Origin of the sequence: Pseudomonas chlororaphis (assembly GCF_001921865.1) — a bacterium.
Lineage (GTDB): Bacteria > Pseudomonadota > Gammaproteobacteria > Pseudomonadales > Pseudomonadaceae > Aquipseudomonas > Aquipseudomonas chlororaphis_D.
Genome location: NZ_MSCT01000005.1, coordinates 265,831 through 278,919, shown reverse-complemented (window position 1 = coordinate 278,919; position 13,089 = coordinate 265,831). Strand labels below are relative to the sequence as shown.

At 61.8% G+C, this 13,089-nt stretch carries 17 protein-coding genes; 11 read left to right on the top strand and 6 right to left on the bottom strand.

Features of this window, described 5'->3' with window-relative positions; genetic code table 11:
• Positions 1–17 precede the first annotated feature (17 nt).
• The 10 genes from BTN82_RS04155 (at position 18) to BTN82_RS04110 (ending at position 7,044) form a co-directional block, all read left to right on the top strand.
• Positions 18–992, top strand: a complete 975-nt coding sequence (locus tag BTN82_RS04155) for a KpsF/GutQ family sugar-phosphate isomerase (protein WP_075117898.1) — start codon at positions 18–20, stop codon at positions 990–992.
• Positions 992–1,516, top strand: coding sequence for a KdsC family phosphatase (locus tag BTN82_RS04150; RefSeq protein WP_075117897.1), 525 nt, complete (start codon positions 992–994; stop codon positions 1,514–1,516). The genes BTN82_RS04155 and BTN82_RS04150 overlap by 1 nt, the downstream gene beginning before the upstream one ends.
• An 8-nt stretch (positions 1,517–1,524) precedes the next feature.
• Complete coding sequence (gene lptC / locus BTN82_RS04145; protein ID WP_075117896.1) at positions 1,525–2,097, top strand: LPS export ABC transporter periplasmic protein LptC; 573 nt, start codon at positions 1,525–1,527, stop codon at positions 2,095–2,097.
• Positions 2,084–2,632: a lipopolysaccharide transport periplasmic protein LptA gene (gene lptA / locus BTN82_RS04140; protein WP_075117895.1), complete on the top strand. Its 549-nt coding sequence runs from the start codon at positions 2,084–2,086 to the stop codon at positions 2,630–2,632. The genes lptC and lptA overlap by 14 nt, the downstream gene beginning before the upstream one ends.
• A complete protein-coding gene (lptB, locus tag BTN82_RS04135) occupies positions 2,632–3,357 on the top strand; it encodes an LPS export ABC transporter ATP-binding protein (protein WP_075117894.1) in 726 nt (241 codons plus the stop codon). Before lptA ends, lptB begins: the two co-directional genes overlap by 1 nt.
• 182 nt (positions 3,358–3,539) lie before the next feature.
• A complete protein-coding gene (locus BTN82_RS04130) occupies positions 3,540–5,033 on the top strand; it encodes an RNA polymerase factor sigma-54 (RefSeq protein WP_075117893.1) in 1,494 nt (497 codons plus the stop codon).
• Between the two features lie 79 nt (positions 5,034–5,112).
• Positions 5,113–5,418: a ribosome hibernation-promoting factor, HPF/YfiA family gene (gene hpf, locus BTN82_RS04125; protein WP_007929872.1), complete on the top strand. Its 306-nt coding sequence runs from the start codon at positions 5,113–5,115 to the stop codon at positions 5,416–5,418.
• Positions 5,419–5,430: 12 nt separating this feature from the next.
• Entirely contained in the window at positions 5,431–5,895 is a 465-nt protein-coding gene (gene ptsN, locus BTN82_RS04120) for a PTS IIA-like nitrogen regulatory protein PtsN (RefSeq protein ID WP_075117892.1), read from the top strand.
• 2 nt (positions 5,896–5,897) lie between these two features.
• Entirely contained in the window at positions 5,898–6,755 is an 858-nt protein-coding gene (rapZ, locus tag BTN82_RS04115; protein ID WP_075117891.1) for an RNase adapter RapZ, read from the top strand.
• A 16-nt stretch (positions 6,756–6,771) separates the two neighbouring features.
• Positions 6,772–7,044: an HPr family phosphocarrier protein gene (locus tag BTN82_RS04110; protein ID WP_075117890.1), complete on the top strand. Its 273-nt coding sequence runs from the start codon at positions 6,772–6,774 to the stop codon at positions 7,042–7,044.
• A gap of 29 nt (positions 7,045–7,073) precedes the next feature.
• Here the strand turns inward: BTN82_RS04110 and BTN82_RS04105 are convergent, their stop codons facing one another.
• The 6 genes from BTN82_RS04105 to pmbA form a co-directional block, all read right to left on the bottom strand.
• Positions 7,074–7,967 carry a ZIP family metal transporter gene (locus BTN82_RS04105; RefSeq protein ID WP_075117889.1) on the bottom strand — a complete coding sequence of 298 codons (894 nt, stop codon included), beginning with the start codon at positions 7,965–7,967 and terminating at the stop codon, positions 7,074–7,076.
• 32 nt (positions 7,968–7,999) lie between these two features.
• Positions 8,000–8,611: a superoxide dismutase gene (locus tag BTN82_RS04100; RefSeq protein ID WP_075117888.1), complete on the bottom strand. Its 612-nt coding sequence runs from the start codon at positions 8,609–8,611 to the stop codon at positions 8,000–8,002.
• 1 nt (position 8,612) lies between these two features.
• Positions 8,613–9,062 (bottom strand): hypothetical protein, encoded by a 450-nt coding sequence (locus BTN82_RS04095; RefSeq protein WP_075117887.1) that lies wholly within the window; start codon positions 9,060–9,062, stop codon positions 8,613–8,615.
• Between the two features lie 27 nt (positions 9,063–9,089).
• Positions 9,090–10,466, bottom strand: a complete 1,377-nt coding sequence (locus BTN82_RS04090) for a class II fumarate hydratase (protein WP_075117886.1) — start codon at positions 10,464–10,466, stop codon at positions 9,090–9,092.
• A complete protein-coding gene (locus tag BTN82_RS04085) occupies positions 10,459–10,854 on the bottom strand; it encodes a FagA protein (protein ID WP_075117885.1) in 396 nt (131 codons plus the stop codon). Before BTN82_RS04085 ends, BTN82_RS04090 begins: the two co-directional genes overlap by 8 nt.
• A 244-nt stretch (positions 10,855–11,098) precedes the next feature.
• On the bottom strand, positions 11,099–12,445 hold the full coding sequence (gene pmbA / locus BTN82_RS04080) for a metalloprotease PmbA (protein ID WP_075117884.1): 1,347 nt from the start codon (positions 12,443–12,445) through the stop codon (positions 11,099–11,101).
• Between the two features lie 108 nt (positions 12,446–12,553).
• On the opposite strand from pmbA, the gene yjgA reads away from it, so the two are divergent.
• A complete protein-coding gene (gene yjgA / locus BTN82_RS04075; protein ID WP_075117883.1) occupies positions 12,554–13,075 on the top strand; it encodes a ribosome biogenesis factor YjgA in 522 nt (173 codons plus the stop codon).
• Positions 13,076–13,089: the final 14 nt, after the last annotated feature.

Sequence of the window (13,089 nt, the reverse complement as noted above, 5' to 3'; positions counted from 1 at the left end):
GCTATACGATTTCTGACATGAGCCAATCCAGCGACCTGATTCAATCGGCACAACGCACCATCCGCCTCGAGATAGAAGCCGTAGAAGGCTTGCTGCCCTATATCGACGCAGATTTCGTACGCGCTTGCGAGATGATTCTGGCCAGCAAAGGCCGCGTCGTAGTGGTCGGCATGGGCAAGTCCGGGCATATCGGCAACAAGATCGCCGCCACCCTGGCCAGCACCGGCACCACCGCGTTTTTCGTCCATCCAGCCGAGGCCAGCCATGGCGACATGGGCATGATCACCCGCGACGACGTGATCCTGGCCCTGTCCAACTCCGGCTCGACTAACGAAATCGTGACCCTCTTGCCTCTGATCAAGCGCCTGGGCATCCAGTTGATCAGCATCACCGGCAATCCCGATTCGCCGCTGGCCAAGGCCGCCGAGGTCAACCTCAATGTCCAGGTCGAGCAGGAAGCCTGCCCGCTGAACCTGGCTCCGACCTCCTCGACCACCGCCGCCCTGGTCATGGGCGACGCCCTGGCTGTGGCGCTGCTCGAAGCCCGCGGTTTCACCGCCGAAGACTTCGCCTTTTCCCACCCGGGCGGCGCCCTGGGCCGCCGCCTGCTGCTGAAGGTCGAGAACGTCATGCATGCCGGCGAACAACTGCCGCAGGTCCAACGGGGCACGCTGCTCAAGGACGCCCTGATGGAAATGACCCGCAAGGGCCTGGGCATGACTGTCATTGTCGAAACCGACGGCCGCCTGGCCGGGGTTTTCACCGACGGTGACCTGCGCCGAACCCTGGACCGCACCATCGACATCCATCACACCACCATCGATGAAGTCATGACCCTTCACGGCAAGACCGCCCGCGCCGAAATGCTGGCGGCCGAAGCCCTGAAAATCATGGAAGACAATCGAATCAACGCACTGGTCGTGGTGGACGCCGAGGACCGCCCGATCGGCGCCTTCAACCTGTCCGACCTGTTGCGCGCGGGAGTCATGTAATGAGCACGGATCTGCTGCAACGCGGCAAGAACATCAAGCTGGCGGTATTCGATGTCGACGGCGTACTGACCGACGGTCGCCTGTACTTCCTCGAAGACGGCAGCGAGTTCAAGACCTTCAACACCCTCGACGGCCAGGGCATCAAGATGCTGATGGCCGCGGGCGTGCAGACGGCAATCATCAGCGGCCGCAAGACGCCGGTGGTCGAACGCCGGGCGAAAAACCTGGGGATTCCCCACCTGTTCCAGGGCCGCGAAGACAAACTGGTGGTGCTGGACGGGCTTCTTGCCCAACTGGGCCTAAGCTATGAGCAGGTCGCCTACCTGGGCGACGACCTGCCGGACCTGCCGGTGATCCGCCGGGTCGGCCTGGGCATGGCGGTCGCCAATGCCGCCGGTTTTGTCCGCGAACACGCCCATGGCATCACCCAGGCCCGTGGCGGCGAAGGCGCCGCCCGCGAGTTCTGCGAACTGATCCTGCGCGCCCAAGGCAGCCTTGAAGCGGCCCACGCCGCCTACTTATAGAGCCTCCCATGCTGAGCAAAAAGATTCGCAACATCCTGATCTTCGGCATCATCACCGTGCTGTTCCTGGCGGTGGGGTACTGGAATATCAGCCCGGAACGCTTCCTCGACAAGCCGGTCGCGCAAGTCGACGAAAGCGCCATCGACTACTACGCCATCAACGCCCATAGCGTGCAGTACCTGCCTGACGGCGGACTGCAATACGACATGACGGCCGACAAGGTAGAGCACCTCAAGGCCAGCGAGGTGACGCTCTTGACCAACCCGGACCTGCACATGTATCGCGGCAGCGCTTTCCCCTGGCACGTCCAGAGCAAGCGCGGCGAAGTCAACCCGGACGGCACCCAGGTCGAGCTGATCGACTCGGTGCGGGTTGCCCGCACCGACGAGAAAAATCGCGACCTGCTGATCACCACGACCCGCATGACAGTATTCCCGCAGAAGCAATATGCGCAGACCGATCAAGACGTTAGAATCGACGGCGCCGGCGGCGTGACGACTGGCAAGGGAATGAAAGCGTATTTGAAAGAAGGCAGGATGAACCTGCTATCGAACGTAAGAGGACAGTATGAGGCTCGTTAAAACCCTCCCTATTTTGCTCGGCCTGAGCGCAGCACTGGGAAGCGTGAGCGCCTGGGCTCTGCCGAACGATAGCCAGCAACCGATCCGCATCCAGGCCGACGACGCGCAACTGGACGACAAGAACGGCGTAGCCACTTACCGCGGCGATGTGATCATCACCCAGGGCTCGATGAAGGTCACCGGCAACACCGTGACCATCACCCGCACCCAGTCCGGCGACATCGACGTGGTGACTTCGGTGGGCAACCTGGCCTACTTCGAACAGATCCAGACCCAGGGCGACACCAAGCCTGTCCAGGGCTACGGCGTGACCATCCAGTACCACGCCGCGCAAAACCGCGTCGTGCTGATCGACCGCGCCAAGGTCATCGACAAGGACGGCAACATCACCCAGGGTGAGAAAATCGTCTACGACACGAATAAAAAGCTGGCCAGCGCCGGCCGCGCTACCGGTAGCAAGGTGACCGAGTCGCGCCCACGGATCGACATGGTCATCCAGCCGAAAAAGAAAACCGACGAGCAAAAGGCCCAGTAATGGCAACTCTGAAAGCCCAGCACCTGGCCAAGAGCTACAAGAGCCGCCAGGTCGTGCGTGACGTCAGCCTGTCTATCGACAGCGGCCAGATCGTCGGCCTGCTCGGCCCCAACGGCGCCGGCAAGACCACCTGCTTCTACATGATCGTCGGCCTGGTCCAGGCCGATCAGGGACGCATCCTGATCGACGACCTGGATGTCAGCCACCAGCCGATGCACGGTCGCGCCCGAGCCGGGATCGGCTATCTGCCCCAGGAAGCCTCGATCTTCCGCAAGCTTTCGGTGGCCGACAACATCATGGCCATCCTCGAGACCCGCAAGGAACTCGACAAGGCCGGCCGTCGCCAGGAACTGGAAGGCCTGCTGCAGGAATTCCACATCAACCACATTCGCGACAACCTCGGCATGAGCCTCTCCGGCGGTGAACGTCGCCGCGTGGAAATCGCCCGTGCACTGGCCACCGCGCCCAAGTTCATCCTGCTCGACGAACCCTTCGCCGGCGTGGACCCGATCTCGGTAGGCGACATCAAGCAGATCATTCACCACCTGAAGGCCAAGGGCATCGGCGTGCTCATCACTGACCACAACGTCCGTGAAACCCTGGACATCTGCGAAACCGCCTACATCGTCAACGATGGCCAGCTGATCGCCGAAGGCGACGCCGAAACCATCCTCGCCAACGATCTGGTCAAGGAAGTGTATCTGGGCCATGAGTTCCGCCTGTAAGCCCTGAGGTGTTTGGCTGGTCGCCAGAGCGCCTGCCCCAATAAAACCCTGCTGTTTTTATTGTTACAGCGCTCTAGGCAAACACTTCAGTTTCAGGCATATAATTTGCTTATGTTTGGCGCTCACGCGCCCTGTAGTGGATGGCGCATGTGCGCCGGCGAATAAGGTGTTAAGCCCCTGCCATGAAACCATCGCTAGTCCTCAGAATGGGCCAGCAGCTGACGATGACACCGCAGCTGCAACAGGCCATCCGCCTGCTCCAATTGTCGACCCTGGACCTGCAACAGGAAATCCAGGAGGCCCTGGAGTCCAACCCGATGCTCGAGCGCCAGGAAGAAGGCGACGACTTCGACAACACCGACCCGCTGGCCGACAACCCCGAGCAGAAACCCAACACCGATATCCAGGAAACCTCCTACCAGGAAGCCGCCCCGACGGTGGACAACCTCGAGGACGGCGAATGGAACGAACGCATTCCCAACGACCTGCCGGTCGACACCGCTTGGGAAGACGTCTACCAGACCAGCGCCAGCAGCCTGCCGAGCAACGATGACGACGAGTGGGACTTCACCACCCGTACATCGGCCGGCGAAAGCCTGCAGAGCCACCTGCTCTGGCAGCTCAACCTGGCGCCCATGTCCGACACCGATCGCCTGATCGCCGTGACCCTGATCGACTGCATCAACAATCAGGGCTACCTGGACGAGACCCTCGAGGAGATCCTCGACGCCTTCGACCCGGAGCTGGACATCGAACTCGACGAAATCGAGGCCGTCCTGCACCGCATCCAGCAATTCGAACCGGCCGGCATCGGCGCCCGCAACCTCGGCGAATGCCTGCTGCTGCAACTGCGCCAGTTGCCCGCCAAGACCCCGTGGCTGGCGGAGGCCAAACGCCTGGTCACCGACTTCATCGACTTGCTTGGCAGCCGCGACTACAGCCAGCTGATGCGCCGCATGAAACTCAAGGAAGACGAGCTACGCCAGGTCATCGAGCTGGTGCAGAGCCTCAACCCGCGCCCGGGCTCGCAAATCGAATCCACCGAAGCCGAATACGTGGTCCCCGACGTCATTGTGCGCAAGGACAACGAACGCTGGTTGGTAGAGCTGAACCAGGAGTCCGTGCCGCGCTTGCGCGTCAACCCGCAATACGCCGGCTTCGTGCGGCGCGCCGACACCAGCGCCGACAACACCTTCATGCGCAATCAGTTGCAGGAAGCCCGCTGGTTCATCAAGAGCCTGCAGAGCCGCAACGAAACCCTGATGAAAGTCGCCACCCAGATCGTCGAGCATCAGCGCGGCTTCCTCGAGTACGGCGACGAGGCGATGAAACCCCTGGTCCTGCATGACATCGCCGAAGCGGTCGGCATGCACGAATCGACGATTTCACGGGTCACCACGCAGAAATTCATGCATACCCCACGGGGCATTTATGAACTGAAATACTTTTTCTCCAGCCACGTAAGTACCTCCGAAGGCGGTGAATGCTCGTCCACGGCGATCCGCGCGATCATCAAGAAACTGGTCGCCGCGGAAAATCAGAAAAAGCCGTTGAGCGACAGCAAGATCGCTGGTTTACTGGAGGCACAAGGCATTCAGGTAGCCCGTCGTACCGTCGCCAAGTACCGCGAATCCCTTGGGATCGCGCCTTCCAGCGAACGGAAGCGGTTGATGTAGCCGCCGGGCTCGCCACAGCGTTCCAGTGGCAGGTCAATCGACCTGCCGCTTTATGCACTGGCAACGAAGGAGAAGCTGTATGCAAGTCAACATCAGTGGACACCAACTGGAAGTGACCGAACCTCTGCGCGCTTACATCGGCGAAAAACTCGACCGACTGGAGCGGCACTTTGACAAGATTACCAATGTGCAGGTAACGCTGGCCGTCGAGAAACTGAAGCAGAAAATCGAGGCCACGCTGCACATCCACGGTGGGGAAGTCGTCGCGAACGCAGAACATGACGACATGTATGCCGCAATCGACTTGCTCACGGACAAGCTTGACCGCCAACTGAAAAAGCATAAGGAAAAGCAACTCCACCTTCTCCAAGGCACGGGTCGCTAATACTCCCCTCCCATGATCCGACTTGAAAGCATCCTGACCCCCGGCCGTTCCCTGGTGAACGTGCCGGGCGGCAGTAAAAAACGCGCCCTCGAACAAATTGCCAACCTGATCAGCCGCGAAGTGCCTGATCTGGAGATGCAAGATGTCTTCGAAAGCCTGATTGCCCGTGAAAAACTCGGTTCCACCGGTTTCGGCAACGGCATCGCCATTCCACACTGTCGCCTCAAAGGCTGCGAGTCGCCCATCAGTGCCCTGATGCACCTGGACGCTCCCATCGATTTCGACGCCATCGACGGCGCCCCGGTCGACCTGCTGTTCGTGCTGCTGGTCCCGGAAGCCGCCACCGATGCTCACCTGGAACTGCTTCGGCAGATCGCCAGCATGCTGGACCGCAAGGAGGTGCGCGACAAGCTGCGTAGCGCCACCAGCAACGAAGCGCTGTACAACGTCGTCCTGAACGAGCAGAACGGTCAGTAGCCATGCGTTTGATCATCGTCAGCGGCCGTTCCGGCTCAGGTAAAAGCACCGCCCTCGATGTTCTCGAGGACAGCGGCTACTACTGCATCGACAACCTGCCGGCCGGGCTGTTGCCCGAACTGGCCGAGCGCGCGCTGATCCACACTGAACTGGCGCAACCGCTGGTCGCCGTATCGATCGATGCCCGCAACCTGCCAAGCCACCTGTCGCGTTTCCCCGAACTGCTTGAGGAAGTGCGCAGCCGGCATATCCAGTGCGATGTGCTGTACCTGGACGCCGACGAAGAAACCCTGCTCAAGCGTTTTTCGGAAACCCGCCGCCGGCACCCCCTGAGCAACAACAACCGCTCGCTGGCCGAAGCGATCCAGGACGAAAGCCACTTGCTGGGCCCGATCGCCGACCTCGCCGACCTCAAGGTCAACACCACCAACCTGAACCTGTATCAACTGCGCGACACCATCAAGCTGCGCCTGTTGAACCAGCCGGAGCCGGGCACCGCCTTTCTGGTGGAGTCTTTCGGGTTCAAGCGGGGCATGCCCGTCGACGCCGACCTGGTGTTCGATGTGCGGTGCCTGCCCAATCCGTACTGGAAACCCGAGCTGCGTGCCCAATCCGGGCTCGACCAGCCGGTTGCCGAATACCTGGCTGCCCAGCCGGATGTCGAGGAAATGTTCCAGGACATTTCCAGCTACCTGCTGAAATGGTTGCCGCGGTTTGCCGCCAGCAACCGCGCCTACGTCACTATTGCCATCGGCTGCACGGGTGGCCACCACCGCTCGGTCTACCTGACCGAACGCCTGGGCCAAGTCCTGCAGAAGTCCCTGAAGAACGTCCAGGTCCGCCACCGCGACCTCAGCTGAAAGGATCTACCCCGCGATGCCTGCTCTGGAAATTGAAATCATCAACAAACTGGGCCTGCATGCCCGTGCCTCGGCAAAGTTCGTCGGCGTGGCCGGTCAATTTCCTTGCCAGATTCGCGCCGGCAGGACGCCGGAGTCGATGGTCGACGGCAAGAGCATCATGGCAATGATGATGCTGGCCGCCGGCAAGGGCACCCGGATTCATCTGAAAACCGAAGGCGAGCAGGAACAGGAAGCGCTGGATGCTCTGGCAGCATTGATCAATAACTTCTTCGACGAAGGCGAGTAAGTCGGCAGGGCAACCCTGCCGAAAGGCACTCAGGCGAGTGCCGTATCCATCACCATCATCAGGCAAAAGCCGACACACAACCCCAGGCTCGCCAGCTTTTCGTGACCGTTGCGCCGCGATTCCGGGATCACTTCATGGGTCACCACCAACAGCATCGCCCCCGCAGCCAGCGCCAGCCCCAACGGCAGCAGCATCTCGGCCAGGCTCACCAGCCAGGCACAGAGCAAAGCGAACACCGGCTCGACCAGGCCTGACGCGGCGCCAATCAGGAACGCCTTGACCCTGGACATGCCGGCGCCCGCCAGCACCAGGGCAATCACCAGGCCTTCCGGCACATCCTGCAAGGCGATCCCCATGGCTAGGCTGTCCGCCTCCGGCATGCCGCCGCCCGCGGAAACGCCCACGGCCATGCCCTCGGGAATGTTGTGGGCGATGATGGCAAACACGAACAACCAGATTCGCGGCGGGATGACCGGATGCTCCAGGGTGCCCACCAAGGCCTCCGGGTTGCCCGCCGACACCTTGCGGTCCACCAGGAACAGGGCGAAAGCCCCGAGCATGATGCCGAAACTGATCAGCCCACTCGACGCCCAGGCCGACAAGCCGAGGTTTTCCGCCGCGGCGATCCCCGGCACGATCAGCGAAAACGCCGTCGCCGCCAGCATCACCCCGGCCCCGAACCCCAGCAAGGTATCACTCAGCGCCACCGGCATCTTACGAATGACCAATACCGGCACTGCTCCCAGCGCGGTTCCCAGGGCGCAGATCGCCCCGCCCTGCAATGCACGCAGCAGGCGCGGCTCCAGGTCCAGCCAAGACAAGGCCTGGGCCACCAGCAGCGCGGTACCGGCCAACAGCAACAGCGAACCGAATGCGTAGCGAAACATCCGTCCGCTGCTGATCGTCAGTGTTTCAGTGCCCATAGTCAGCCTTAGATCTTTTTATAGGAGGGAGCTCAAACCAGCGCGGCCTGATAGCGCTGAGCGACTTCAGGCCAATTGATCACGTTGTAGAACGCGTTGATGTATTCCGGCCGCCGGTTCTGATAACGCAGGTAATACGCGTGTTCCCACACATCCAGCCCCAGGATCGGGGTGTTGCCGTTCATCAACGGGCTGTCCTGGTTACCGCTGCTCTCGACCACCAGGGTCTTTTGCGGCGTCACGCTGAGCCAGGCCCAGCCGCTGCCGAAACGGGTGAGCGCAGCCTTGGTAAAGGCTTCCTTGAAACTCTCGAAACCGCCCAACTGCTCCTCGATCGCCTTGGCCAGCGCACCGTCCGGCTTGCCTCCGCCGGTCGGCGCCATCACCGCCCAGAACAACGAGTGGTTGGCATGTCCGCCGCCCTGGTTGATCACCGCGGCCCGCAGCTTCTCCGGCAATTGCTGGACCCCGGCCACCAGCCGTTCCACCGACCACCCTGCCCATTCAGTGCCCTCCACGGCCGCGTTGAGGTTGTTGATATAGGTCTGGTGGTGCTTGGTGTAGTGAATTTCCATGGTCTGCGCATCGATATGCGGTTCCAGGGCGTCGTAGGCGTAGGGCAATGCAGGCAAGGTAAAGGACATTTCAATGTGCTCCGTAATGAGGGGCATTCGGGGTCGCGGTGCCGGAAGTCGATTGCGCGACATTGCTTTCCAGCAGGCGGTGAGTCCGGGGGTATTCACCGTGCTCACTGATGAAGTTGAGCAACCCGACGTAGGTCTTGCTGCTCTGGCGCAGCGCGGCTTCGCGCAGCGCCGGCGCCAGGCGGCTGTCCTGCATGGCCTGCAACAGCCGCTGGTGGATGGCGCAAAGGTATTCAGCGCTCTCCTCGGGCTGGTTCAGGCGCAGGTGCAGGTCCGCCAGGTTGTGATGGGAAATGACACAGGCGGCCACCGCTTCGTCGGCATCGCTCCAGCGCTCGAACAACACTTGCGCCAGGGCCAGGGCCTGCAAGTAATACTCGCGGGCGTCCACCAGGTCGCCCTGCATGAAGAAACGGTTTGCCCTTTCGATCGTGCGTTTCCAGTGCTCCATGGTGAACCTCCAAAGCAGTGTCGGGATTTACACGCCGCCCGCGGTGAGTTTTTCCGGATCGAGCAGGATCTCCAGCTGGCTGCGCGACAGGTCGGTATGCTCCAGCGCCACGTCGATCACCGGCCGCCCCTGCTTGTAGGCGGTCTTGGCGATTTCGGCGGCTTTCTGGTAACCGATGATCGGGTTGAGCGCCGTGACCAGGATCGGATTGCGCGACAGCGCTTCCTTGAGCTTGGGCTCGTTGACCTTGAAGCTGGCGATGGCCTTGTCCGCCAGCAGGCGGCTGGAATTGGCCAGCAACTCGATGCTGCTCAACAGGTTCTGGGCGATGATCGGCAGCATGACGTTCAGCTCGAAGTTACCCGACTGACCCGCCACCGTGATCGTCGTGTCGTTGCCGATCACCTGGGCCGCGACCATCGCCGTGGCTTCCGGAATCACCGGGTTGACCTTGCCCGGCATGATCGACGAGCCCGGTTGCAGCCCTTCCAGCTCGATCTCGCCGAGGCCGGCCAATGGCCCGGAGTTCATCCAGCGCAGGTCATTGGCAATCTTCATCAAGGTGACGGCAATGGCCTTGAGCTGGCCCGAGACCGCCACAGCGGTGTCCTGGGAGCCGATCAGGGCGAACAGGTTCTTGCCCGGGGTGAACTGCACCCGGGTCAGGCTGCTCAACTGATGGCTGAAGCCAGCAGCGAACTGCGGGTGGGCGTTGATCCCGGTACCCACCGCCGTACCGCCCTGGGCCAGGGATTGCAGGCTCGGTAGCAAGTCCTGCAGGTGGCCGATATTGGCCTTGAGCTGTTGCGCCCAGCCTTCCAGGACCTGGCTCATGCGAACCGGCATCGCGTCCATCAGGTGGGTTCGCCCGGTCTTGATGAACGGATGCACCTCGACCGCCTTGTGCTCGACGACCTGCACCAGATGCACCAGCGCCGGCAGCAATTGTTCATGCAGGCTCAGGGCAGCGCTGACGTGAATGGTGGTGGGAATGATGTCGTTGCTGCTCTGCCCGCAGTTCACATGATCGTTCGGGTTGACCGGCTCGCCGAGCAGGCGGCTGGCCAGGGTGGCGATGACTTCGTTGGCGTTCATGTTGGAACTGGTGCCGGAACCGGTCTGGAAGATATCCACCGGGAAATGCTGCATGAAGTCGCCTTCCAGCAGGCCCTGGGCAGCGTCGACTATGGCTTTGCCCTGGGCTTCGCTGATTTGCTTGAGCTCGACGTTGGCCTTGGCCGCGGCCGCCTTGGCCAGGATCAGCGCGCGGATGAACTGCGCCGGCATGCGCTGGTGGCTGATGGGGAAGTTATCCACCGCGCGCTGAGTCTGCGCGCCATACAGCGCCTGCTCCGGGACATGCAGCTCGCCCATGCTGTCGCGTTCGATACGGGTATTACTCATCGGGAAATCCTTGCACCAGTTCGATAAGGGGAATGGAAGGCAGCAACGAGCAGGTTGCCAGTTGCCAGGCATGGCTTTGCCAGCGCTTGAGCCGGCATTTGCAGAAAGACAGGCGTTCCAGGTCGCGCAGCGGGCGCCAGGCCTGGTCGATGCACTGGCTGCGCCAATGCCAGGGCAATGCGGTATCGGTGGCGGTATCGAGCAACAGGCGGAATGAGGTTTCGGCGATCAGCCAGGGCGAGGTGGCGGTACAACACGCCAGGTAGCGCCCTTCGGCCAGGTAGTGCTCGATCAGGCGCGGCTCGTCCGGATCGAGGGCACAACGGATCTGGCGACTCATCCAACGCCAGCTTTCAAGGTAAGGCTGCTCGTGCAAGGCAGAACTCATGACCTGGGCTCATTCGATAATGAGATTTATTATTATATGACATTGAGAATCAACACAAGCCCAGGGTAAGCCCCAGCCTTGTAGGAGCGAGCTTGCTCGCGATCAGCGGTGGGTCAGGCGAAACGCTATCGCGAGCAAGCTCGCGCCTACAGGAACAGGGCAATTCGTCGTTCACTGAAAAGCCGGGCAATAAAAAAGCGCGCGTCCCGGACGGGACGCGCGCTTGTGTCGAAACAGTCGAGGCTTAGCTGCCGGCGACCGTCATGCGTTCGATCAATACCGAGCCAGTGCGGATGTTGCTGCGCAACTCCAGATCGTTACCGACGGCGATGATTTGCTTGAACATGTCGCGCATATTGCCGGCGATGGTCACTTCCTGGACCGCGAACTGGATCTCGCCATTCTCGACCCAGAAACCCGCCGCCCCCCGGGAGTAATCGCCGGTGACCATGTTCAGCCCGTGGCCCATCAGCTCGGTGACCAGCAGGCCCCGGCCCATGCGACGCAGCAAGGCTGCCTGGTCTTCCTCGCCGTGGGTCACGAACAGGTTGTGCACGCCGCCCGCGTTGGCGGTGCTGGGCAGGCCGAGCTTGCGCCCGGAATAGGTACCCAGCACATAGGACACCAGTTCGCCGTTCTCGACGAAAGGCTTGGCGTACGTGGCCAGGCCATCGCCATCGAAGGCCGAACTGCCCAAGGCACGCATCAAGTGCGGACGCTCGTCGATGGTCAGCCATTCAGGGAACAACCGCTGGCCCAGGGCGCCTTCGAGGAAAGACGATTTGCGGTACAGGTTGCCGCCAGAAATCGCCCCCAGGAAGCTGCCGAACAGACCGCCGGCCAGCTCCGCGGAAAACAGTACCGGCACTTCGCAGGTTGGCACCGGGCGTGCGCCCAGGCGGCTCGCGGCCCGTTGTGCGGCACGCTGGCCAATGGTCGCCGGGTCCAGCAGCAGGTCGCCCTGGCGATTGACGTCGTACCAGTAGTCGCGCTGCATCTGGCCGTCGCCCTCGGCGATCATCACGCAGCTCAGGCTGTGCCGAGTCGAGGCGTAACCGCCGACAAAACCATGGCTGTTGCCATACACCCGGCAGCCTTGGTGGGTGCTCAGGGTCGTACCGTCGGCATTCTTGATCCGGCTATCGGCGGCAAAGGCCGCGGCTTCGCAAGCCAGCGCCCGCTCGATGGCCTGTTCCGGGGTGATGTCCCAGGGGTGGAACAGGTCGAAGTCAGGCAAGTCCCTGGCCATCAGGGCTGCATCGGCTAGCCCCGAGCTTTCGTCTTCCGAGGTGTGCTTGGCGATGGCCAGGGCCGCGGCGACGGTTTCGCGAATCGCCTCGGGGCCGCTGGCCGAAGTGCTGGCCGAGCCTTTGCGCTGACCGACGTACAAGGTGATGCCGAAACCCTGGTCGCGATTGAATTCGACGGTTTCCACTTCCCGCTGGCGAACCGAAGTCGACAGCCCCTGCTCCAGGGAAACCGCCACTTCGCAGGCACTGGCGCCCTGGCGCTTGGCCTCGGCGATGATCTGCTCGACTTGATCCTGCAGTGCCGGCAAAGCCTGCGGGCCGACGCTCTGTGCTGCACTCATGGTTTTCTCCACTCAAATTCTGCTTTCGGTTAAGGCCTTCGAGCGACCGGGCCGGACAAGCGGCCCCCGACTGGTTATCATGGCGGCGTTTCTTTGCGGACTGCCACCATGGTTGATTCTTACGACGACTCCCTCGATGGGGAGAAAAGCAAATCCCAGGTCAAACGCGAGCTGCATGCTCTGGTTGATCTCGGCGAGCGCCTTACAACACTCAAGCCCGACTTGCTGAACAAACTGCCGTTGACCGACGCCTTGCGCCGAGCCCTGGCGGATGCGCCCAAGCATGTCGCCCATATCGCGCGTAAACGCCATATGCAATTCATCGGCAAGCTGATGCGCGATCAGGACACCGGCGCGATCCTCGAACTGCTGGACCAGCTCGACGCCTCGACTCGCCAGTACAACGAACGCTTCCATGGCCTGGAACGCTGGCGCGACCGTTTGATCGCGGGCGACGACGCGGTCCTGGAGAAGTTCGTCGCCGACTATCCGGAAGCGGATCGTCAGCAACTGCGCTCCCTGGTCCGCCAGGCCCAGCATGAGGTAGCGCATAACAAGCCGCCCGCCTCCAGCCGTAAAATCTTCAAATACATCCGCGAGCTGGACGAGACGCAACGCGGTTTGCGTTAAGACTCGATCCGGAT